23 protein-coding genes and 1 tRNA gene are annotated in these 19,587 nt (G+C 66.6%); 13 read left to right on the plus strand and 11 right to left on the minus strand.

The window, feature by feature from the left end:
* The first annotated feature begins 163 nt into the window (after nucleotides 1–163).
* From ACP7A3_RS06685 to aguB, 3 genes are all read left to right on the plus strand, one after another.
* Nucleotides 164–1,810: a M28 family metallopeptidase gene (locus ACP7A3_RS06685; RefSeq protein WP_426256514.1), complete on the plus strand. Its 1,647-nt coding sequence runs from the start codon at nucleotides 164–166 to the stop codon at nucleotides 1,808–1,810.
* Nucleotides 1,807–2,778: an agmatine deiminase family protein gene (locus tag ACP7A3_RS06690; RefSeq protein ID WP_426256515.1), complete on the plus strand. Its 972-nt coding sequence runs from the start codon at nucleotides 1,807–1,809 to the stop codon at nucleotides 2,776–2,778. Before ACP7A3_RS06685 ends, ACP7A3_RS06690 begins: the two co-directional genes overlap by 4 nt.
* Nucleotides 2,779–2,842: 64 nt before the next feature.
* A complete protein-coding gene (gene aguB / locus ACP7A3_RS06695) occupies nucleotides 2,843–3,703 on the plus strand; it encodes an N-carbamoylputrescine amidase (RefSeq protein WP_426256516.1) in 861 nt (286 codons plus the stop codon).
* Here the strand turns inward: aguB and ACP7A3_RS06700 are convergent.
* A complete protein-coding gene (locus tag ACP7A3_RS06700; protein WP_426256517.1) occupies nucleotides 3,691–4,389 on the minus strand; it encodes a uracil-DNA glycosylase in 699 nt (232 codons plus the stop codon). The genes aguB and ACP7A3_RS06700 overlap by 13 nt on opposite strands.
* Nucleotides 4,390–4,411: 22 nt before the next feature.
* Between ACP7A3_RS06700 and folK the strand changes: the two genes are divergently transcribed.
* The 4 genes from folK (at nucleotide 4,412) to ACP7A3_RS06720 (ending at nucleotide 6,137) form a co-directional block, all read left to right on the plus strand.
* Nucleotides 4,412–4,888, plus strand: coding sequence for a 2-amino-4-hydroxy-6-hydroxymethyldihydropteridine diphosphokinase (gene folK / locus ACP7A3_RS06705; RefSeq protein ID WP_426256518.1), 477 nt, complete (start codon nucleotides 4,412–4,414; stop codon nucleotides 4,886–4,888).
* A gap of 20 nt (nucleotides 4,889–4,908) precedes the next feature.
* Nucleotides 4,909–4,984 (plus strand) — tRNA-Lys (locus ACP7A3_RS06710).
* Nucleotides 4,985–5,167: 183 nt separating this feature from the next.
* A complete protein-coding gene (locus ACP7A3_RS06715) occupies nucleotides 5,168–5,431 on the plus strand; it encodes a hypothetical protein (protein WP_426256519.1) in 264 nt (87 codons plus the stop codon).
* Between the two features lie 478 nt (nucleotides 5,432–5,909).
* Nucleotides 5,910–6,137, plus strand: a complete 228-nt coding sequence (locus ACP7A3_RS06720) for a hypothetical protein (RefSeq protein ID WP_426256520.1) — start codon at nucleotides 5,910–5,912, stop codon at nucleotides 6,135–6,137.
* A gap of 54 nt (nucleotides 6,138–6,191) precedes the next feature.
* Here the strand turns inward: ACP7A3_RS06720 and ACP7A3_RS06725 are convergent, their stop codons facing one another.
* Nucleotides 6,192–6,326 carry a hypothetical protein gene (locus tag ACP7A3_RS06725; protein WP_294211315.1) on the minus strand — a complete coding sequence of 45 codons (135 nt, stop codon included), beginning with the start codon at nucleotides 6,324–6,326 and terminating at the stop codon, nucleotides 6,192–6,194.
* 216 nt (nucleotides 6,327–6,542) lie between these two features.
* Between ACP7A3_RS06725 and ACP7A3_RS06730 the strand changes: the two genes are divergently transcribed.
* Nucleotides 6,543–6,740, plus strand: a complete 198-nt coding sequence (locus tag ACP7A3_RS06730) for a hypothetical protein (RefSeq protein ID WP_426256521.1) — start codon at nucleotides 6,543–6,545, stop codon at nucleotides 6,738–6,740.
* Nucleotides 6,741–6,975: 235 nt separating this feature from the next.
* Here the strand turns inward: ACP7A3_RS06730 and ACP7A3_RS06735 are convergent, their stop codons facing one another.
* On the minus strand, nucleotides 6,976–9,318 hold the full coding sequence (locus ACP7A3_RS06735) for a bifunctional diguanylate cyclase/phosphodiesterase (protein ID WP_426256522.1): 2,343 nt from the start codon (nucleotides 9,316–9,318) through the stop codon (nucleotides 6,976–6,978).
* A 230-nt stretch (nucleotides 9,319–9,548) separates the two neighbouring features.
* Nucleotides 9,549–9,749, minus strand: a complete 201-nt coding sequence (locus ACP7A3_RS06740) for a hypothetical protein (protein ID WP_426256523.1) — start codon at nucleotides 9,747–9,749, stop codon at nucleotides 9,549–9,551.
* Nucleotides 9,750–9,961: 212 nt separating this feature from the next.
* Here ACP7A3_RS06740 and ACP7A3_RS06745 point away from each other — a divergent pair, with 212 nt between their 5' ends.
* The 3 genes from ACP7A3_RS06745 to ACP7A3_RS06755 all read left to right on the plus strand — a co-directional run bounded on the left by ACP7A3_RS06745 (nucleotide 9,962) and on the right by ACP7A3_RS06755 (nucleotide 11,762).
* Nucleotides 9,962–10,363, plus strand: coding sequence for a hypothetical protein (locus tag ACP7A3_RS06745; protein ID WP_017977354.1), 402 nt, complete (start codon nucleotides 9,962–9,964; stop codon nucleotides 10,361–10,363).
* A complete protein-coding gene (locus tag ACP7A3_RS06750; RefSeq protein ID WP_426256524.1) occupies nucleotides 10,360–11,502 on the plus strand; it encodes a glutathionylspermidine synthase family protein in 1,143 nt (380 codons plus the stop codon). Before ACP7A3_RS06745 ends, ACP7A3_RS06750 begins: the two co-directional genes overlap by 4 nt.
* A 77-nt stretch (nucleotides 11,503–11,579) precedes the next feature.
* The gene (locus tag ACP7A3_RS06755) at nucleotides 11,580–11,762 is read left to right on the plus strand and encodes a hypothetical protein (protein WP_426256525.1); all 183 of its coding nucleotides are present in this window, start codon (nucleotides 11,580–11,582) and stop codon (nucleotides 11,760–11,762) included.
* Nucleotides 11,763–11,768: 6 nt separating this feature from the next.
* Here ACP7A3_RS06755 and ACP7A3_RS06760 read toward each other — a convergent pair whose 3' ends face one another.
* Nucleotides 11,769–12,035: a hypothetical protein gene (locus tag ACP7A3_RS06760; RefSeq protein ID WP_426256526.1), complete on the minus strand. Its 267-nt coding sequence runs from the start codon at nucleotides 12,033–12,035 to the stop codon at nucleotides 11,769–11,771.
* Nucleotides 12,036–12,265: 230 nt separating this feature from the next.
* On the opposite strand from ACP7A3_RS06760, the gene ACP7A3_RS06765 reads away from it, so the two are divergent.
* Nucleotides 12,266–12,931 carry a phosphatase PAP2 family protein gene (locus ACP7A3_RS06765; RefSeq protein ID WP_426256527.1) on the plus strand — a complete coding sequence of 222 codons (666 nt, stop codon included), beginning with the start codon at nucleotides 12,266–12,268 and terminating at the stop codon, nucleotides 12,929–12,931.
* Nucleotides 12,932–13,197: 266 nt separating this feature from the next.
* Here ACP7A3_RS06765 and galE read toward each other — a convergent pair whose 3' ends face one another.
* Nucleotides 13,198–14,196, minus strand: coding sequence for a UDP-glucose 4-epimerase GalE (gene galE, locus ACP7A3_RS06770; protein WP_426256528.1), 999 nt, complete (start codon nucleotides 14,194–14,196; stop codon nucleotides 13,198–13,200).
* A 67-nt stretch (nucleotides 14,197–14,263) separates the two neighbouring features.
* Between galE and msrA the strand changes: the two genes are divergently transcribed.
* On the plus strand, nucleotides 14,264–14,800 hold the full coding sequence (gene msrA, locus ACP7A3_RS06775; RefSeq protein WP_426256529.1) for a peptide-methionine (S)-S-oxide reductase MsrA: 537 nt from the start codon (nucleotides 14,264–14,266) through the stop codon (nucleotides 14,798–14,800).
* A 155-nt stretch (nucleotides 14,801–14,955) separates the two neighbouring features.
* Here the strand turns inward: msrA and ACP7A3_RS06780 are convergent, their stop codons facing one another.
* The 5 genes from ACP7A3_RS06780 to flgM form a co-directional block, all read right to left on the minus strand.
* Nucleotides 14,956–15,735 carry a sigma-70 family RNA polymerase sigma factor gene (locus ACP7A3_RS06780; protein ID WP_147036398.1) on the minus strand — a complete coding sequence of 260 codons (780 nt, stop codon included), beginning with the start codon at nucleotides 15,733–15,735 and terminating at the stop codon, nucleotides 14,956–14,958.
* Nucleotides 15,732–17,804: a flagellar biosynthesis protein FlhA gene (gene flhA, locus ACP7A3_RS06785; protein ID WP_017977363.1), complete on the minus strand. Its 2,073-nt coding sequence runs from the start codon at nucleotides 17,802–17,804 to the stop codon at nucleotides 15,732–15,734. Before flhA ends, ACP7A3_RS06780 begins: the two co-directional genes overlap by 4 nt.
* Nucleotide 17,805: 1 nt before the next feature.
* Entirely contained in the window at nucleotides 17,806–18,669 is an 864-nt protein-coding gene (locus tag ACP7A3_RS06790; RefSeq protein WP_426256530.1) for a lytic transglycosylase domain-containing protein, read from the minus strand.
* Nucleotides 18,670–18,898: 229 nt separating this feature from the next.
* Complete coding sequence (locus tag ACP7A3_RS06795) at nucleotides 18,899–19,213, minus strand: hypothetical protein (protein ID WP_018250541.1); 315 nt, start codon at nucleotides 19,211–19,213, stop codon at nucleotides 18,899–18,901.
* Nucleotides 19,200–19,511 carry a flagellar biosynthesis anti-sigma factor FlgM gene (gene flgM / locus ACP7A3_RS06800; RefSeq protein ID WP_017977366.1) on the minus strand — a complete coding sequence of 104 codons (312 nt, stop codon included), beginning with the start codon at nucleotides 19,509–19,511 and terminating at the stop codon, nucleotides 19,200–19,202. The genes ACP7A3_RS06795 and flgM overlap by 14 nt, the downstream gene beginning before the upstream one ends.
* Nucleotides 19,512–19,587: the final 76 nt, after the last annotated feature.

The raw sequence follows: 19,587 nt of genomic DNA on the forward strand, positions 1-19,587 counted from the left end.
GGCATCCTCGGTCACGGCGTGCGCCGCCTACCTCCCCCTCCACCATTCGGCTGACGCCGAACGGTCCCCCTCCCCCTGGCGGGGGAGGATTTGGTGCCCCCGTGGACAAGCCGCGCCCCCCGCGCCACAAGGCGCAGCAACGCTGACCTTGCCGGAGCTTCCCTTGCGCCGCTTTTTCCTGCCCGCCCTGCTCGCTGCCGTCGCGACCCCGGCCATCGCCCAGACCGCGCCCGACATCTCCGTCGACACAATGAAGGCGGTCACCAAGACGCTTTCTTCCGATGCATTCGAAGGCCGCGCGCCGGGTAGTGCGGGCGAGACCAAGACGCTCGCCTACCTGCAACAGCAGTTCGCCAAGGCGGGGCTGAAGCCGGGCAACAAGGGCCAATGGCTGCAGGACGTGCCGCTGGTCGAAATCACCGCGAAGAACGTCACGCCGCTGACGGTCACTGGCGGCAAGACGCCGCTCAGCTTCGCCTACGGCCCGGACATGGTCGTCGGCACCTATCGCGTCACGCCGCATATCGACGTGACGAACAGCGACGTCGTCTTCGCCGGCTATGGCATCGTCGCGCCTGAGAAGGGCTGGAACGATTATGGCGGGCTGGACGTGAAGGGGAAGACGGTCGTCGTTCTGATCAACGATCCCGACTGGCAGACGCCGGAGGCCAAGGGCCTCTTCAACGGCCGCGCGATGACCTATTACGGGCGGTGGACGTACAAATATGAAGAGGCCGCGCGACAGGGCGCCGCTGCGGTCCTGATCGTCCACCAGACCGAACCCGCCGCCTACGGCTGGAACGTCGTCCGATCGAGTAACACCGGCGCCGAACATGTCGCCGATGCGGCCGACGGGCACATGACGGACAGCGCCGCGCATGGCTGGATCCAGCTCGATGCGGCGCGCAAGCTGTTCGCCAGCGCGGGCAAGGACTTCGACGCGCTCGCCGCCGCTGCAAAGGTGAAGGGCTTCAAGCCCGTCGACCTGGGGCTGAAGGCGTCGGTCAGCTTCGACAACACGATCGCCAAGCAAGTGTCGCACAATGTCGTCGGCATCCTGCCCGGTCGCGAGGCGCCCGACGAATATGTGCTGCTGTCGGCGCATTGGGATCACCTCGGCCGCTGCACGCCGGTGAACGGCGACGACATCTGCAATGGTGCAGTCGACAATGCCGATGGCGTCGCGGCGCTGGTCGCGCTGGCGCAGGCCAATGCCAAGGCGGGGCCGGCGCGCCGATCGATGGTGTTCGTCGCGCTGACCGCCGAGGAATCGGGGCTGCTCGGCTCGGCCTATTATGGCGAGAACCCGGTCTATCCGCTGGCGAAGACGGTGGGCGGCGCGAACATGGATGCGCTCGCCATGTACGGGCCGGCCAAGGACGTGATCGTGATCGGGCCGGGCAAGTCGGAGCTCGACACTTATCTGAACGCCGCGCTGAAGCGGCAGGGCCGGCATGCGACGCCCGAACCGACGCCGGAAAAGGGCTTTTACTACCGCTCCGACCATTTCAGCCTGGCGAAGCATGGCGTGCCGATGGTCTATTTCGAAACGGGGCAGGACCTCGTGAAGGGCGGACTTGCCACCGGCCGCGCCGCCGCCAAGGACTATGAGGAGCATCGCTACCACGCGCCGTCCGACGAATATGATCCGAACTGGGACTGGAGCGGGGTGCAGCAGGACGTCGCGCTCTATTATATGCTGAGCCGCGATCTCGCGGAGAGCCGCGCCTGGCCGAACTGGCTGCCCGGCGATGAATTCCGCAGCATCCGCGACCAGAGCCGTGCCACCGTAACCGGAGTAGCCAAGTGACGACTATCGCCCCGCCGCCCGCCGAATGGGCGCCGCATTCGGCCGTGTGGATCGGCTTCCCGAGCCACGCCGACCTGTGGGTCGAGGATCTGGAGCCGGCGCGCGAGGAGGTCGTCGCCTTCGCCCGTGCCGTCCACGCCGAGGGGCGGGGCGAGAAGGTAATCCTGGTCGCTGCCGATGCCGAAGCGGGCGACACCGCCATGAGCATGGCCCCCTTTGCCGAGGTGGTGGTTGAACCGTTCGGCGACATCTGGCTGCGCGACACCGCGCCGATCCTGCTGAACAGCGAAGAGGCACGCGACTTCGACTTCAACGGCTGGGGCGGCAAATACGATCTGGAGGGCGACGACACGATCGGGCTGCGGCTCGGCAAGTCGATCGGCGCGAAGGTCGGCTATTGCAACTGGGTGCTGGAAGGCGGCGCGATCGACGGTGACGGTGCCGGCACGGTGGTGACGACCGAGCAATGCCTTCTCAACCCCAATCGCAACCCGACGATGACCAAGGCCGATATCGAGTGCCGGCTGCGCGAGGACCTGGGCTATACGCGTGTCGTCTGGCTGGGTGACGGCCTGCTCAACGACCATACCGATGGCCATGTCGACAACCTTGCCCGCTTCGTCGGCGAAGGGCGCGTCGCTCTGCCCAAGGCGGCGGAGAACGACCCCAATTGGCAGGTCTTCCAGCATGCCGAGCGCGATGCGCGCGCCGCGGGGCTGGAGGTGGTGCTGATCCCGTCGCCCGGCCGCGTGCTGCGCGACGAAGAGGTCGTGCCGGCGAGCTACATGAACTTCTACATCGGCAATGCCGCGGTGGTCGTACCGCTGTACGGTAGCGAGAATGACGCTGCGGCGGTGGCCGCGATCCAGGCGATCTTCCCCGACCGCGAGGTGGTGGGCCTGCACGCGGACCATATCCTGACCGGCGGCGGCAGCTTCCACTGCATCAGCCAGCAGATCCCGGCGTAATCGTTCGGCGACGGTCGCCCGCCAAGGGGTGACGTCGCCGTCCGGCGCCATTACATGCGCGCCTATGACCGAGATCACCGTCGCTGCGCTGCAGCTTGCCTTTTCGAACGACATCGACGCGAACATCGCCAATGTGTCGCGCCTGATGCGCGAGGCGGCGGGGCAGGGCGCGAGCGTGATCCTGCCGCCGGAATTGTTCGAGGGCGAATATTTCTGCCGCGTCGAGGACGAGGGCCTGTTCGCCAACGCCGCCCCCGTCGGCGAGCATAAGGCGGTGCTCGCCATGCAGGCGCTTGCCGAGGCGCTGAAGGTGACGATCCCGACCAGCTTCTTCGAAGCGGACGGGCCGCATTATTACAACAGCCTCGCGATGATCGGCCCCGATGGCGAAGTGCAGGGTGTCTATCGCAAGAGCCACATTCCCGACGGCCCCGGCTATGAGGAGAAGTTCTACTTCCGCCCCGGCAACACCGGGTTCAAGGTGTGGCCGGCGCCGCAGACCGCGCCCGGCTGGACGCTGGGCGTCGGCGTGTGCTGGGACCAATGGTATCCCGAAACCGCGCGCGCGATGATGCTGATGGGGGCGGAACTGCTGTTCTACCCGACTGCGATCGGCAGCGAGCCGCATGATACCAGCCTAGACACCGCGCGGCTGTGGCGGCGCGCGATGGTGGGCCATGCGGTCAGTAACGTGGTGCCGATCGTCGCCGCCAATCGCGTCGGCGTGGAACATGACCAGACCTTCTACGGCACCAGCTTCATCGCCGACGAGCGCGGCGACATCCTCGCCGAACTCGATCGCGAGGAAGAGGGCGTGATCGTCGCCACGCTCGACCTTGCCCGTATCCGCCGCCACCGCGCCGCCTTCGGCTTCTTCCGCGACCGCCGGCCGGAGCTGTACGGTCGCCTCGTTCAGGACATCTGAGCGAGCGCCACCGCGCGGGCGAAGACGGCCTCGAACATCTCGTCGTCGACGCGGCCGGTGTTCTGGTTGTAGCGCGACGGGTGGTAGCTATCGATCAGCATCCGCCCGTCCGGCATGCGATGTTCGGCGCCATGGCCGAACGTCGCCTTGGGCAGCCGGCCGCCCAACACCTTCACCGCCGACTGATGCGCGATCTGACCGAGTGCGACGACGACGCGCAGGTTAGGAAGCGCTGCAATCTCGGCGTCAAGATACTGGCGGCAGGTGCGGATTTCCTCCGGAGTCGGCTTGTTGGCGGGCGGAAGGCACTTCACCGCGTTAAGGATGATCGCGCCGGTGAGGGCGATATCGTCGGCCGGGCGGTTGGCGAAAGTGCCGGTGGCGAGGCCTTCCTTCACCAGCGTCGCGAACAGCAGCGTTCCCGAATGATCGCCGGTAAAGGCGCGGCCGGTGCGGTTGGCGCCGTGGAGGCCAGGGGCGAGCCCGACGATCGCGATCGTCGCGTCCGGATCGCCGAAGGCGGGCACCGGGGCATTCCACCACGTCGGGTTCTGCTCGCGCAACGCCTCGCGCGCCGCGACGAGCCGGGGGCAGAGCGGGCAGTCCCGCGGCGGCTCCACGGGAAAAAGGACCGTGGGTGGGGCGGCGTCTAGGCTCTCGGGGAGGCTATCGGATGCGATCGTCATCGGCATCGCCTAAGGCGTGGGAATGGCAACGGCAATCTATGCGATCGGGATCGGATCGAATCGGCGGGGGCGACATGGCGGTCCGGCGGACGAGGTGCGCGCCGCGATCGCAGCGATCGGCAGTGTCGTCGCCACGTCCCCGATCATCGCGACGGCGCCGCTCGGCCCCTCGATCCGTCGCTTCGCCAATGCGGCGATCCTGATCGAAAGCGACGAGGCCCCGTCGATGCTGCTCGCGCGGCTCAAGCGAATCGAGGCGGCGTTCGGGCGCCGGCGCGGACGGCGCTGGGGGGCGCGGGTGATCGACCTCGATATCCTGTTGTGGTCTGAAGGCGTCTGGCGGAGCGACGGGCTGACGGTGCCGCATGTCGCGCTGGCCGAGCGGGGGTTCGTGCTCGCCCCGCTGCGGCGGATCGCGCCGGGCTGGCGGGTGCCGGGCGCGATGCGGACGATCCGCCAATTGGCGCACACGGTTGACCGGCCGCGTCGCCGCCCCTAGGTGCCCCCAATCGATGGCGGGGGTCCGTAGCTCAGTCGGTAGAGCAAGCGACTTTTAATCGAGAGGTCCCGGGTTCGAGCCCCGGCGGACCCACCATCGACGCTTTCCGGGGGCATCTACCCAGTCCCCGATCCGTTCATAAGCCGCAGCATCCGCCAGTTGCGCGTCGCATGGTAGTCCTGTGATCTCGCCGAAGCACGCGCGCACCGGCAGCCGTCCATGCTTGATATGTCGGTATTGCTGACGCATGATCCGACGCGAACAAGAGGGGTGGGGACAATGAAGCGCATCTGGACGATAGCAGTCGTGGCGATCGTGGCCTGTACGGCGCCTGCCGTCGCGCAGTCCGCGGATAGCCAGGTCAAGCCGGCCGAGAAGAAGACCTGCCGCAGGCTGACGCCGACGGGTTCGTTCATGGCGACCCGCGTCTGCAATACCGAGGCAGGATGGCGTCAGTTCGACGGGATCACGCAGCAGGGCGTGAGCGACTTCCGCCGCTCGTTGAACATGAGCGCCACCAACGAGCGCGCTGGCGAAAAGTAAGTCGGTTACGCGGCTGCCCGCCACGCCGGTGGGCGCCGCGATCCGCTGTTTCGGATTCGTCCCGCGCCGAGGTACGGCATTCGGGCTGAGTTCGATCGCGACAGGACACTCGCTCCCGCCATAGTCGGCGCGCTCGATCAGCCGAACAGTCGGCTCCAGAACGACGGCTGCGCCGACCGGGACGCCTGCCATTGTGCGCGCGCGTCTGCTGCACGCTGGTGAAGAGCGCGGATGCACTCGTCGCGGGGGAGGTCGGAAAGCCGCTGCGGAGGGATGGACTGGCCCATAACGCATTGATGAATCGCACGATGAAGCGTGCTTTGGCAACGACGATGCGACGAATTGCAGTCGATCGTCGCAAAAGTCTGGAAAAGCTGCCCAGCTCTTCGGCGGCATCGATCGTGCCCATCATGCGACGCCCCTGAGCCGAATGCGCGGTCGTGCGTTGATCACCACCAGATCCACGCAGGAGAGCGACATGGCCGAAGTGATCGATCCAACCCACGAACCCGAGAGCTATACCGATCTGCCGATGCAGCCGATCGGTTCGGGCCCCGCCGACCTCGAGGTCGCGTACGAGCAGATGCGCCTTGCGGAGGAAGCCGAAGGCACCACTGGTGGCGTGCGCGCTGCGGCGGTGACGGATGCAGCCGTGCCTGTCAGCGACGCGGGCGCCATCGCCGAGAGCGAAGCGCATCCGAGCTGAGGCGGGCGAGGGGGCGCTGAGCGTCCCCCTTCCCAATCATCTCTTGAGGGTGTGTCAGCGGTGGGTGGACCGCCGGTTGACCGGCACCAGAGACAGCTGGCTCGCGCGCGATGGACCCCGGCGCATCTCGAACCCGATGAGGGCGAGGTTCGCGGCGATGAAGGCGGACATGGTGACGTAGAAGGCCATGGATCGTCTCTCTGCGGCATCGGCCTTGCGGCCTGTGAGGAGCAGATCGTTGGCGTTGCAAAGGTTTACCACAGGTGAGCGAGGCCGCGATCGTGGGCGATCGCGCGACAGTCCGAGCCAGCGTCACGGCGAGCGCCTGCTGGCAGTGCCGGGGCGGCGCCAATAACGCGGCACCGCCCCGGCCGGGCATCAACGGCAGACGCGGACGCGGCGGTGATGACGATAGACGATACGGCAGTGTTGGCGGCGATCACGGCCCCAATGGTGGCCGCGGTCGCGGCGGTTGCGGTCATACCCGCGATGGTCGCGGTGATCGCGCTGGTCGTAATGGGGGCGGCCGCGATCATGGCGCTGGGCATCGGCCGTACCGGCGAGACCAGCGGTGCCTGCCATCATGGCCACGGCAGCGAATAGCATCTTGAGCGTCATATACCCTCCTTCGTTAGCGCCATTGCGGCACGTGAGGGGGATTACGCAGGCGACACGGCATCGTTCCTGACCTTTTGCGGAAGTATATGATCGGTAATTTGATCCTAACGGGAGCTTGTCAGGAATCGGACGAAGACGGGATCGTGCAGGTGGCAGGCCTGCCGAATGTCGCGAGCCCGCGCCGCGCTGCCACGCGATGATCGCCCGCCCGACTTTGGTCTTAACCGGTCGCGCGCATCATCATCGGTCGAGCTTTGCCATCTCGATCGATGGGAGCCGGCCGCCCCAGCAGGAACCCCTGCGCTTCGTCGCAGCCTTGCTGGCGTAGGAACTCGAGTTGCTCTGCGGTTTCGACGCCCTCTGCCAGCACGGGGATCGAGAGGCTTTCCCCAAGGGCCAGCACCGCACGAATGATGGCGGCGGACTGCGGACCGCAGTCCAGGTCGAGCATGAAGGACTTGTCGAGCTTGATCTTGTCGAACGGGAAGGAGCGCAGCGTCGACAGCGACGAATATCCGGTTCCGAAGTCATCCATGGCGACCGATACGCCGAGCGCCTTCAACTGGCGGAGGACGTGGGTCGTGCGTGCGTGATCCTCGATCATCGCGGTTTCGGTAATCTCAAGCTCGAGGCGCGACGCCGGCAGACCCGTTTCCAGCAAGATTTGATGAACGAGACTGGGCAGATCGACGTGGCTGAGTTGCACCGGTGACAGGTTGACCGCGATCTTGTGCGGTTCTGCCCACACCGCCGCTTCGGCGCATGCGGTCCGTAACACCCATTCGCCGATCGGTAGGATCAGCCCCGACTGTTCGGCAAGGGGGATGAAGTCCGACGGCGACACGCAGGTGCCGTCCGCCTTCGTCCACCGCAGCAAAGCTTCATAGCCCGTGGTTCTGCCGGTGCGAACGTCGCCCTGTACCTGCCAGTGGAGAGCGAGTTCGTCGTGGTCGAGCGCGTGGCGGAGTTCCTGCACCATGCGCCGCCGATCGCGGACGGCGCGATCCATCTCCTCTTCGTAAAAGCAGACATGCGACGCGATCGACCCCTTGGCCCGGTACATCGCAAGATCGGCATTGTTGATGAGCGCCGAGACATCGTCGGCGTCTTGCGGCCATAGCGCGATGCCGACACTGGCGCCGCAGCTCGCCTCGCTGTGATCCAGCGCGACCGGTTCCATGATCGCGGCGCGCAGCCGTTCGGCAAGGCCCAGCGCATCGGCCGCTTCGCTGACCGGCTGGACCGCCACGAATTCGTCGCCGCCGAGGCGTGCGACGAATTCGCCCGGCATCATCGCCGCCTTCATGCGCTCGCCGATCGTGATCAGCAGATGGTCGCCCGCGGCATGGCCGTGGATATCGTTGACCTCTTTGAAGCGGTCGAGATCGATCGATAGCAAAGCGACGGCAGCGTGCCCGCTGTTGGGCGACGCCTGTTTCGTCAGCCATTCCAGGAAGGACGTCCGGTTCGGCAGGCCGGTCAGACTGTCGTTGCGCGCGAGATGCGTGATCCGGCGTTCCTGCGCGAGCCGAGCCCTGAGATCGCGAATGGAGTAAATGGTGTGTGGTTCGACGCCGCGCGCATCGATGCGGACCGCGATTTCAATCGGGATGGTACTGCCGTCCATGCCGGTCATCGTCGATTGCGTCAGCCGGTCGGCGTCGATTGTCGTGGCGCTGGCGATCCAGCGCTCGATCGGCTGGCCCATGATGTCGGCGGGCGCGAGGCCTGCCAGCGTCGCGAAGGCCGCGTTGGCGGCCACGACGCGGCCGGCGCTGGTGACGACCATGCCATCCACATTGCCCTCCAGCACCTCGTCCAGCCGCCGTTTCGATTCTGCGCTGGCCTGCGCGTCGAGGACATAGGTCGACAGACCCGTGCCGAGCACCAGCATACCGACGCCGGCGACGGCGAACGCCATGATGATTGCGGCATCGTCCGATCCCGCCTGACCCGCTTCGGCTGCGAAGGGGATGATTGCCATCGCGGCCATGCCGGTAAAGTGCAGCACCACGATGGAACCGACCATCAGCCCTGTCGCGAACCAGCCCCCGGCAAACCGCCCGCGCGCGAGGGCTCGATCGAAAGCCGCGGCGCCGAGCAGAACGACGCCCGCGATCGAAACCGTGACATAGTCAGGCGACCAGCTGACGAAGCCCTGCGCCGCGAATGCACGCATTCCGGTGTAATGCATGATCGTGACCGCCAGCCCGAACATCGCGCCGCCGCAGGCCGGCATCCAACGCCCCTTCATCGTCGCCGCCTTGAGCGCGATGGCGCTGCCCGCGATCGCGAAGAGCAGGGATACTCCGGTCAGGCGGGGTTCGTAGCTGACGCGGACGCCAGGCTGATAGGCGATCATCGCAATGAAGTGCGTGCACCAGATCGTCGCGCCGGTCGAAACGCCACCCATGAAGATCCAGGCCAGCCGGGTCCGTGGCTCAGCCTGACGGATGCGCCCCAGAAGCTGAATCGTGATCGCCGACCCGACCAGGCAGAACAGCGCCGCCAGGCCGACCAGCCAGAGGTTGTGATCCTGCGTGAGACAGGTGAGGAAGCGCATCCAGCGTGGCCCTTTTTTTCGGACCATTCTCATTCAAATATCAAATTTGTTTTAATTGCAGTTGGTTTGGGCGACCTTGCTGGCAGCCCCACCCCTATTGCGCGCTAGATCGACGTCAGTTCGGCGCCACCTGCTGCCTCGCAATTATCACCCAGAATGCGTTTGATCGTCGTCGATCACGCGCGTGATGCTGTCTGAGCGGCCCTGCGGTCGAAGGCGGGCGCTATGGATTACGCCGCCAGGTCGAGGCCCAGCATCGCAACCGTCGCCATGAGCGTGTCACCGGTGACGAGGCATGCCAGCTGCGATCGATACAGGCTGGCCAGATCGCAGTGCATGGCGCGGACCGCATCGTCGGTCGCCAGCGCGGCCAATGCCATCTGATCCTCGATGCGGCGATCCAGTATCTCGCGGGTGAGGCCTGTGTCCATCCATCGCCTCTCCGCCCCGAAGCGTTACGCGGCGATGCATCAGATTGGTTAATCGCCCTCGGTCCGTGCATCGAAGTGGGTGACAAACACGGCCTCCATGCGCGATGAGCGTGCACGTCGAGCCCATGTGCCGGCACGTCGCATCATGTCATGGTGGCTGCCGTGATCCTGTCCTATGGTGCGCGCCGTTTCGGTGGCTGTGGGGGAAGGGCATGAGGACCGATCTGAGGATCACGACGGCGATCGCCGCGGCGCTGCTGGCGTCGGGGTGTGGCCGGTCGGAACCCGAGCCGGATGGCTGGACCGCGCAGACCGATACCGCGATCTGTACCGATCGCGAGGGGCGGCGCGTTGCCGACGACCAATGCCCGCGGCAGGCGCTGGCGAGCGGGTATCATGGCGGGGGCGGCAGCAACGCGTTCCTGTGGTATTTCCTGGGGCGCAACAGCGTGATCCCGCCCTATGGCGAGACGGCGCGCGGCGGATCGTTCAGCCGCGCGGGCGGCGTCAGCTATGCGCGGGCGCCGGCCAATACCTTCGTCAGCCGATCGGGCGCGATCAGCCGCGGCGGGTTCGGCGCATCGGCGCACAGCTTCGGCAGCGGCCGGGCATGATCCGCGTCGCGACCGATCCACGCCCCGACTGGCAGGCGAAGGTGGAGGCGGAGGGGCTGGTCTGGCACAGCGTCGATGGCCGCCCCTATTGGGACGAGAGCGTCCATTACCGCTTTTCCGCCGCGCAGATCGCTGAGATCGAGGGGGCGACGGCGGAGCTGTACCGACTGTTCCTCGCCGCCGGGCAGGCGATCGTCGACGATCCCGCGCTGCTCGACCGGTTCGGCATCCCGGCGCCCTTCCATCAGGCGATTCGCGATGCGTGGGAGGCGGAGCCGCCGGCGCTGAATTACGGGCGATTCGATCTAGGGTATGACGGGGCCGGCCCGCCCAAGCTGTTCGAATTCAATTGCGATACGCCGACGTCGCTGCTGGAAGCCGCGGTGATTCAGTGGAGCTGGAAAGAGGAGCGCTTCCCGCACCTCGACCAATTTACCAGCCTGCACGAGCGGCTGGTCGCCAAGTGGCGCGACATCGCGCCGCTGCTGCCGCCGGTCGTCCATTTCGCGCATGTCTCGGACGAGGCGGGCGAGGATATCGTCACGACATCCTATCTGCGCGACACGGCGGAGGCGGCGGGGATCACGACCGTGCCGATCCTGGTCGACGATCTGGGCTGGGACCATGACCGGCGCTGTTTCGTCGATCTGGCCGAGCAGCGGATCGAGGCGCTGTTCAAGCTGTATCCGTGGGAATGGCTGACCGCGGAGGCGTTTGCGGCGCCGCTGCTCGAGAGCCTCGACGATACGCTGTGGATCGAACCGATCTGGAAGATGATCTGGTCGAACAAGGCGATCCTCGCGATCCTATGGCAGCTGTTTCCGGGGCATCCTAATCTGCTGCCCGCCAGCTTCGACATCCCGGAGGGCGACGCCGTCGCCAAGCCGCTGCTGGCGCGCGAGGGCGCGAACGTATCGATCCGGCAGAACGGGCACGTCGTCGCCGAAGCGGCGGGGGATTATGGCGACGAGGGCTATGTCTATCAGGCGTTGTACCGGCTGCCCGAGACCGCGCCCGGATGTTTCCCCGTGATCGGCAGCTGGTTGGTCGATGGCGAGCCCGCCGGGATCGGCATTCGCGAGGACGGGCTGATCACCGGCAACACCGCGCGCTTCGTGCCGCATGTGATCGAAGGGTAAGCCGGAACCGCTGGGTGCAGTGCGGCATTGATGCGGCAGCGCGCGGGAATGATCCCGCTGCCCTGTCCGAGGAATCTATGAGCCGTACCACGCTGGGCCTGTTCGGTGCCGCCCGTCCCCGTCCCGTCGCACAGGATCGCCTGATCGCGACGAGCGATACCGCTGCGGATGCGTATCGGGCGGAACGGCTCTCGGGCCTGACCCCGGTGGAGCGAGCGCTGGCCGAACCCAAGGGTTCGGCCGCAGCCCTGCTGGCCTGATACCCCTCAGCGCGCCGCCAGTTCGGGGCGGCCGGCGTGGTGGATGAAGACCTTTTCGTCGGCCCAGCGCTCACGGCTTTGGCAGGTGATGGCACTGCGTCCGGGATGGGCATCGGCGGCGAGGGCATCCGAGAAGAAGCGGATGCAATAGACATCGCGGTTGGCATCGTACCGGACCGTATAAGCGCGCGGCGCGGCCTTCGGCTGTTCGACGCCCGCGTCGGGCGTCGCAGCCAGAGCGGCGAGGGCGAGCAAAGACGGTATCATGGACATGATGTGGCTCCCGATCGTCCGCACGGCAGGATGTCGTGCGAGTCGATAGGCCCCATGCGATAAGTGTGCCAGTTGTATAATACACCGGACTTGCGTGGGTTTCCTATAGACCCGGTGTCGTACACCGGGTGTGACGCGCCAGAAGTTGGCGGATCGGGCGGTGCGCCGTCGCGATCCGGGTGCGGCGCGCGTCCTTTTCGTCCCGAAGGCGTTGGCGCGGGATGATATGGATGTCTGATCGAGCCGGCGGGCGCCGGCTGCCGCCCTTATTGGTGGGACTCGCGCTGATCGCGGCGGGGCTGGCGGTGCTGCTGATCGGCGCGGTGGCGACCAGTCGCTATCCGTTCGCCTTCGACAAAGCGATCATTGTCGGTCTGCGCCACTGGAGCGGCCCCGCGTGGCTGCCGAAGGTGGCGGCGGACATCACCGATCTGGGCGGTGGCGTGGTGCTGACGCTGATCGTGACGCTCGTCGTCGGGTTCCTGCTGGTGCAGCGCCTGTGGTTGACCGCGCTCGCCACCGTGCTGGCGACGCTGACCGGTGGATGGGTGATCGAGCTGGTGAAGGGCATGGTGCTGCGCGCGCGGCCGGAGCTGGTCCCGCACCTCGTCTCCGCCAACGGCTACAGCTTTCCGAGTGGGCACGCGACCGCGAGCGCCGTCTGCTATCTGACGCTGGCCGCGCTTGCCGGGCAGGTGACGCCCGACCGCGCGGCCCGATTGTACCTGTTGGTGGCCGCGGTGCTACTGGTCGGCGCGATCGGGTGCAGTCGCGTGTATCTGGGTGTGCATTGGCCGAGCGACGTGCTGGCCGGCTGGAGCTTCGGGACGCTCTGGGCACTGGGCTGGTGGACCGCCACGGCGCGGGCGCGTGTGGCGATCGGCGGGGAACGGTAGGCTTCGTCAAGGTTCGAGTGGTCGTCATTCCTCCCCGCCAATGGGAGGAATGAATCGATTTCGTCGAATGTCGAACGGCCTATGGTTGCGTGGCGAACGTAGACAAGATGAACACCTTGGCGAAACCGATCGAGGTCTACCGTTTCCGTTTCTTCACCACTTCAAGGAGCGCAATCCACTGGCCCGGAGAATGGCAGGCCACGGGCGTGTAAGACCGGGCTCGCGCAATTTCGCCGTGATCACAGCAGCTTGCCGGCAGCCCGATCCTATTGGCGTTCGCTGAGCTTGCGTTCCCAGGCGAGCGCATCCTTGACGATCGTGTCGAGGTCGTCGCGCTGCGGGCGCCAGGGGAGCGCGGCGAGGATCGCGCGATTGTCGGCGACGAGCGCGGCGGGATCGCCCGCGCGGCGCCCTTCGTAGCGGCGCTCGATCGTCATATTGGTGACGCGATCGACTGCGTCGAGCACTTCGTTGACCGAGAAGCCGCGGTTGTAACCGGCGTTGAGCGTGTGGCTCTGCGTCGGCTCGGCGACCAGCAGTTCGAGCGTGGCGACGTGCGCGGCGGCCAAATCACTGACGTGGATATAGTCGCGCACGCCCGTGCCGTCGGGCGTGTCGAAGTCGGTGCCGAAGACCGAGACGGCGGCGCGCTTGCCGGTCGCCGCCTCGACCGCGATCTTGATGAGGTGCGTCGCGCCCACCGTCGACTGGCCCGAGCGGCCCTGCGGATCGGCGCCGGCGACGTTGAAATAGCGCAGCGCGCAATAGTTGATCGGATGCGCCGCTGCGACGTCGCGCAGCATCGCCTCGGTCATCAGCTTCGACATGCCGTACGGGTTGATCGGCACGGTCGGGTCGGTTTCCTCGACCGGCACCTTGACGGGCGTACCATAGGTCGCGGCGGTGGACGAGAAGATGAAGTGCGGCACGCCTTCGGTGACGGCGCTTTCGATCAGCGATCGCGTCGCGGCGGTGTTATTGCGGTAATATTTGAGCGGGTCGCTGACCGATTCCGGCACGACCACCGATCCGGCGAAGTGCATGATCGCGCGCACATTGTGGTCGCGGATCGCGGCGCGCACGGCGATATCGTCGGCGACGTTCGCCTCGACTAGCGTTGCGCGGGGATCGACCGCCCAGGCGAAGCCGGTGACGAGATTGTCGACGACGACGACGTCATAGCCGGCATCGCACAAAGCCAGCACCGCATGGCTGCCGATATAGCCGGCGCCGCCGGTCACCATCACCTTGCCGTTCAATGCCATGCGTCGCGTCCTTCGTCTTTTGCGCGGCCTAGCGCCTTCCTACATGGGCTGCAAAGGAGACTTCAGCATGACGGATTATGTAACGCTGGCGGGCGGCTGCTTCTGGTGTACCGAGGCGGTGTTCAAGGACGTGATCGGCGTGGAAAGCGTCGAGAGCGGCTATATCGGCGGCAACGTGCCCAACCCGACGTACAAGCAGGTGTGCGGCGGCGACACTGGCCACGCCGAGGCGATCCGCATCGGCTACGACCCCGAGCAGCTGCAGCTGGGCGACCTGCTCGACATCTTCTTCGCGACGCATGACCCGACGCAGTTGAACCGGCAGGGCAATGACGTCGGCACGCAATATCGTTCGGCGGTGTTCCCGGCGGACGAGGCCCAGGAAGCGGAGATGCGTGCGGCGATCGAGCGGGCGCAGGCGGGGCTGGACAAGCCGATCGTGACGACGGTGGAGCCGATGGCGGATTGGTATCCGGCGGAGGATTACCATCAGGATTATTGGGAAACCTCGGGCCGGTCTAACCCCTATTGCATGGCGGTGATCCCGCCGAAGCTGCAGAAGCTGCGCAAGAGCTTTGCCGCGCGGTCGAAGGCGGTGGCGTAAGCCTTAGGTCCTCCCCCGCCAGGGGGAGGGGGACCGTTCGGCGTTAGCCGAATGGTGGAGGGGGAGGTAAAGCAAGACCTTTGTAGCAGAAGGCGTCGCTTACCTCCCCCTCCGTCACCGCTTCGCGGCGCCACCTCCCCCTGGCGGGGGAGGATTTATACCTTCCTCGCCAGCGCCTTTTTCAATTTAGCGTGGGCGGCGGCCTTGATCTGGCAGACTCTTGCCGAGCCGACGCCGAGTACCTGGCCGATTTCCTCGAGGTTCAATTCCTCGACATAATAGAGCTGGATCACCAGCGCCTCCCGTTCGGGCAAAGCGCCGATCGCGGCGATCAGCGTGTCGCGCAGGTCGCTTTCGGCGAGTTGTTCGAAGGCGTCGGGCGTGTCGTCGGCGAACCAGGGCAGGTCGTCGGCATAGACTTCGTCCATCGATTCGAACCGCACCGTGTCGGCGGTCTCATAGTCTGCGCGCAGCCGTTCGATCGTGACGCCGAGTTCGGCGGCGAGCGTCGCTTCGTCGGGGGCGCGGCCGGTTCGTGCCGTGACGGCGGCAATGGCGGCCTGATATTGCCGCCGCCGCCGCATCGCGCCGCGTGTCGTCGTCGCCTGTCGCCGGAGTTCGTCGATCATCGCGCCGCGCAGGCGGGTTTGCAGATAGGCCTTGAACTGCGCGCCCTGTTCCGCGGCTTGTCCGACCGCCTCGACCAAAGCGACGAGGCCGATCTGCACGAGGTCCTCGACATCGACGATCGTACTCATCGATCCGTGGACGTGCCAGGCGATGCGGCGGACCATGGGGAGATGCTGGCGGATCAGCGCCTCGCTGTCGCCACCGGGACGCTGGCGCGGCGAATAGGTGAGAGGGCCCTGCGGCACCATGGCTTGCGGCGCGGGTTGGGCGCCGGCGAAGGCGTTGCTCATCGGCTCGGCGCTCATGCCGCCAGCGCCTGCTGCTGCGGTGCGCCGATGACCGCGACGACCTCGACCGCCTTTTCTTCGGGCACTTCGAAGAAGGAGAGGACGGGCGTGTCGGGCAGCACGGTCTTCACCAGCTTGCGGATCGCGATGCGGATCGCGGGCTGGACGACGAGCGCGAAGGGCTTGGCCTCGGCGATCAGCGGCTGGGCGGCCTGTTGCAGCGCCTCGACGATGCGGCGGCCGAGATCGGGCTCGATGACGTGGCGGCGCGAGGCGTCGGCGCGCGCGGCCTGGCCGAGCAGCCCTTCGAGCTGACCCTCGAGCGTCATCACGCGCAGCGGCTCGCGCACGCCGCACAGCTTCTGGATGATCAGCGGGCCAAGCTCCGGACGGATCAGTTCGATGATCTCCTCGGCATCGGCGCTGCGCGTGGCGGCGACCGCAATCGCCTGCGCGATACGACGGAACTCCTTCAAGGGGATGTTCTCCGCGAGCAGGCCCTTCAGGACCTGGGTGAGGGTGGTGAGCGGCAACGGGTTGGGGGTGAGGCTGGCGACGAGCTGCGCGGCGCGTTCCTTCAGCCCGTCGAGCAGCGACTGGACCTCGTCGGGGCCGAGCAGGTCGGTCGCATTGGCGCCGAGCAGGTGGTTGAGGTGCGTCGCCATGACGGTGCCGGCATCGACGACGAGGAAGCCCGCGCCGGTCGCGGCATCGGCATCGCCCGCGGGGATCCAGGTGGCGTCGAGCCCGAAGGTCGGGTCCTTCGCCTTCTTGCCGTGGAGCTCGCCGAACGCCTGGCCGGTGTCGAGCGCGAGCATCTCGTCGGGGCTGACCTGATCTTCGCCGACGCAGACGCCGTTGATCATGATGCGATAGGTGTAGGGCGCGAGGTTGATGTCGTCGCGCACGCGGCATTGCGGCACGACGAAGCCGAGGTCGCGCGAGAGCTGGCGGCGGACGCCGGTGATGCGGCCCATCAGCGGCGCGCCGCGGCGCTGGTCGACCAGCGGCACCAGGCCATAGCCGATGTCGAGGTTGACCTGCATGCCTTCGGTCACTTCGTCCCAACCGATCTTCGACGGATCGACGGGTTCCTCGGCGGCCTTGGGCGCTTCGACGACGGGGCGCTTTTCGATCTGGCGCAGTTTCCAAGCGGTGAAGCCGGCGATGCCGGCGGCCGGCAGCATGATGAGGTGCGGCATGCCCGGGAAGGCGCCGAGCAGGCCGAGGATGACCGCGACCGGGGTCCAGGTGCGCGGGGAGCCGAACTGGCTGCCGATCTGGCCAGCGAGGTCCTTGTCCGAATTGACGCGGGTGACGATCGCGGCGGCGGCGATCGAGAGCATCAGCGCCGGCAGCTGCGCGACGAGCGCGTCGCCGATCGCGAGCAGGATGTAGCTTTTCGCCGCGGCGGCGATCGTCATGCCGTGGCTGACGGGGCCGAGGATCAGGCCGCCGATGACGTTGGCGGCGAGGATCAGCATCGCGGCGACCGCGTCGCCCTTCACGAACTTCGACGAACCGTCCATCGAACCATAAAAATCGGCTTCGGTGGCGACTTCGACGCGGCGCTTCTTGGCGTCGTCGGGCGTGATGAGGCCGGCGTTCAGGTCGGCGTCGATCGCCATCTGCTTGCCGGGCAACGCGTCCAGGGTGAAGCGCGCCGAGACTTCCGACACGCGACCCGCGCCCTTGGTGACGACGATCAGGTTGATGATCATCAGGATCGCGAAGACGAAGATGCCGACGACATAGTCGCCGCCGATCAGGAAGCTGCCGAACGCCTCAATGACATGGCCCGCGGCGCTTTCACCCTCATGCCCATGGACCAGCACGATGCGGGTGGACGCGACGTTGAGGCCCAGGCGGAAGAGGGTCGCGAACAGGAGCACGGTCGGGAAGGCGCTGAAATCCAGCGGCTTCTGCGCGTTCAGCGACACCATCAGCACGGCGAGGCTGATCGCGATATTGGCGACGAAAAAGACGTCGAGCAGGAAGGCCGGGATCGGCACGACCATGACGACGACGAGCAGCAGGATGGCGAGCGGCAGCGCGGCGCCGCGGCCTTGGCTGAGCAGCTTGTTCACGTCAGCGGCCCCCCATGCTGGCGAGCATCATATAGGCGAGCTGCGCATTCTGCGGCGACGGGCGCAGCAGGCTGTTCGCGGCATCGGCGGCGCGGCTGCCGAAGCGGCCGCCGGCCTGGGTCAGCGCCTGCGTCGCCCAGCTCAAGGCATCCTCCGGCGTCTGGTTGTTGCCGGTGACGACGGTGGAATCGCCCATCGCCAGGGCCTGTGCGGCAAAGGCGAGATTGGCGTTGCGGGTTTCGCTGACGCTGTCCGACGCGGCGTTCAGCTTGTCGCTGAAGCGCTGATAGATCGCCGAGAGCGACCGCGGCTGGCCGTTCGAGGCGTAGAAGATCGAGTGGTTGGCGCCGGCCGCCTGCGGGAACAGCGAGGCGGCGGAGGCACCGGGATTGTTCGCCATCGCCGACAGGAATTTCTTGGCGCCGCCGATGCCGAGGAAGTGCGCCATGTAAAGGTCGGTGCCGTTGGCGTCGCGGCCCAGCGAACCCTCGAGCGCGCTCTTATTGTCGGAGGCGTGTTCGGCGGCCATCAGCGAGGCGACGTCGGGGTCGTTGCGCAGCGCGAGGATGGCGGAGCGGGTCGCGCCGTCGCTGACCGAGAAACGGCCGCCGGCGGTCTGGCCGATGCTGTCGGCGGCCCAGCCCAGGCCGTGTTCGGCGCCGTGCTTCTTGACGACCGCGAGCCAGCTCTGCTCGACGAACTGGTACAGGCCCGTCGCCGACGACGTGCCCGACCGCGCGCGTGCGTTCAGCCCGCTTTCGATCTTCGCCTGGCCGAGCAGATAGTCGAAATCCACACCCGTCTTGCTGCTCGCAAGCTGGATGGCGGATTGGACGCGCCCGGCAGAAATCGGATTGACGGTCATTGCGACGAAAACACACCCCTGTTGCCGGGTGGCTTTCAGCAAGAGCCGTGCCAGTTGTGGTTAAGGGAGGGTGTCAGCGGCGATTTCCGTCACCCCTGACGTGTTCCGGGGTCCACTCTGCGGCGAAGGGGATGGCTCCAGCCTCTTGCCGTCCCCGTGCGGCCCGGTGGACCCCGGAACACGTCCGGGGTGACGATCGATCTGGGGAAAGGGCGTCAGCCCCAAAGCCTCAGGCGTAGGCCTGGATCAGCGAGGGGCGGTAGCCGTGGCCGGCATCGCCGGTCAGAATTTGCAGGCGGCGGCGGACATTTGCCGCCATCAGGTTGACGTAGATGCGGCAGGTTTCGTTGAGGCGGTTCGCCTCGTCGGCCAGTTCGCGGATCTCGTCGCCGGCGGGGCCGGTGCCCATCGCGGCAATCTCTTCGATGCCGGCAAGCTTGTCCTGCGTCGCACGTTCCAGCGCGGCGCAGTCGTTGGTCTTCAGCGCTTCAATTTCGGCGTGGAGCGCGTCGATGACGCGGATGAGGGCATCACGCCGATTCATGGCCATCCCAATTCAGCTTGAGGGCGAGCAGTCGGTCGGCGATGGTCGCCGGCAGAATGGGGAAGGTGCCGGTGGCGATCGCCTTCTTGATCTCGCCGACGCGGTCGCTGTCGACCGGGGCCGACGCGGCCATCGATTTGGCAAGGCCGCTCAGCTGCGTCGCTGGCGCTGCCGCGACGGGCTGGCGCGTCGTCGCCTGCTGTACCACTGGCTGCACCGTCGGCGCGGCCGCGGGTGCGGCGACGCGCGATACGCTTCCACTTGCCTGCTGCGGCTTTGCGCCGATTGAGTCCACCATGTCCGCACCTGTGTATGTTGCCTGACAGGCGACTAAACGGCCGTCTGCGAGCGCGCTTTAGCAAAAAAGATTCGCC

Origin of the sequence: Sphingomonas sp. DC5200-1, from assembly GCF_049897245.1 — a bacterium.
Taxonomy (GTDB): Bacteria; Pseudomonadota; Alphaproteobacteria; order Sphingomonadales; family Sphingomonadaceae; genus Sphingomonas; species Sphingomonas aquatilis.

What these genes read in the sequence shown, in the direction of transcription:
- ACP7A3_RS06725 (WP_294211315.1), bottom strand. Translation starts at nt 6,326, where the DNA reads ATGGCCTTCTACGTCACCATGTCCGCCTTCATCGCCGCGAACCTCGCC.
- ACP7A3_RS06780 (WP_147036398.1), bottom strand. Translation starts at nt 15,735, where the DNA reads ATGAGCGCCGAGCCGATGAGCAACGCCTTCGCCGGCGCCCAACCCGCG.
- ACP7A3_RS06715 (WP_426256519.1), top strand. Translation starts at nt 5,168, where the DNA reads ATGAAGCGCATCTGGACGATAGCAGTCGTGGCGATCGTGGCCTGTACG.
- ACP7A3_RS06795 (WP_018250541.1), bottom strand. Translation starts at nt 19,213, where the DNA reads ATGAATCGGCGTGATGCCCTCATCCGCGTCATCGACGCGCTCCACGCC.
- ACP7A3_RS06700 (WP_426256517.1), bottom strand. Translation starts at nt 4,389, where the DNA reads ATGACGATCGCATCCGATAGCCTCCCCGAGAGCCTAGACGCCGCCCCA.
- ACP7A3_RS06740 (WP_426256523.1), bottom strand. Translation starts at nt 9,749, where the DNA reads ATGGACACAGGCCTCACCCGCGAGATACTGGATCGCCGCATCGAGGAT.
- ACP7A3_RS06750 (WP_426256524.1), top strand. Translation starts at nt 10,360, where the DNA reads ATGATCCGCGTCGCGACCGATCCACGCCCCGACTGGCAGGCGAAGGTG.
- ACP7A3_RS06790 (WP_426256530.1), bottom strand. Translation starts at nt 18,669, where the DNA reads ATGACCGTCAATCCGATTTCTGCCGGGCGCGTCCAATCCGCCATCCAG.
- msrA (WP_426256529.1), top strand. Translation starts at nt 14,264, where the DNA reads ATGACGGATTATGTAACGCTGGCGGGCGGCTGCTTCTGGTGTACCGAG.
- ACP7A3_RS06730 (WP_426256521.1), top strand. Translation starts at nt 6,543, where the DNA reads ATGACGATAGACGATACGGCAGTGTTGGCGGCGATCACGGCCCCAATG.
- flgM (WP_017977366.1), bottom strand. Translation starts at nt 19,511, where the DNA reads ATGGTGGACTCAATCGGCGCAAAGCCGCAGCAGGCAAGTGGAAGCGTA.
- ACP7A3_RS06745 (WP_017977354.1), top strand. Translation starts at nt 9,962, where the DNA reads ATGAGGACCGATCTGAGGATCACGACGGCGATCGCCGCGGCGCTGCTG.
- ACP7A3_RS06755 (WP_426256525.1), top strand. Translation starts at nt 11,580, where the DNA reads ATGAGCCGTACCACGCTGGGCCTGTTCGGTGCCGCCCGTCCCCGTCCC.
- aguB (WP_426256516.1), top strand. Translation starts at nt 2,843, where the DNA reads ATGACCGAGATCACCGTCGCTGCGCTGCAGCTTGCCTTTTCGAACGAC.
- ACP7A3_RS06735 (WP_426256522.1), bottom strand. Translation starts at nt 9,318, where the DNA reads ATGCGCTTCCTCACCTGTCTCACGCAGGATCACAACCTCTGGCTGGTC.
- ACP7A3_RS06720 (WP_426256520.1), top strand. Translation starts at nt 5,910, where the DNA reads ATGGCCGAAGTGATCGATCCAACCCACGAACCCGAGAGCTATACCGAT.
- ACP7A3_RS06765 (WP_426256527.1), top strand. Translation starts at nt 12,266, where the DNA reads ATGTCTGATCGAGCCGGCGGGCGCCGGCTGCCGCCCTTATTGGTGGGA.
- ACP7A3_RS06760 (WP_426256526.1), bottom strand. Translation starts at nt 12,035, where the DNA reads ATGTCCATGATACCGTCTTTGCTCGCCCTCGCCGCTCTGGCTGCGACG.
- folK (WP_426256518.1), top strand. Translation starts at nt 4,412, where the DNA reads ATGGCAACGGCAATCTATGCGATCGGGATCGGATCGAATCGGCGGGGG.
- galE (WP_426256528.1), bottom strand. Translation starts at nt 14,196, where the DNA reads ATGGCATTGAACGGCAAGGTGATGGTGACCGGCGGCGCCGGCTATATC.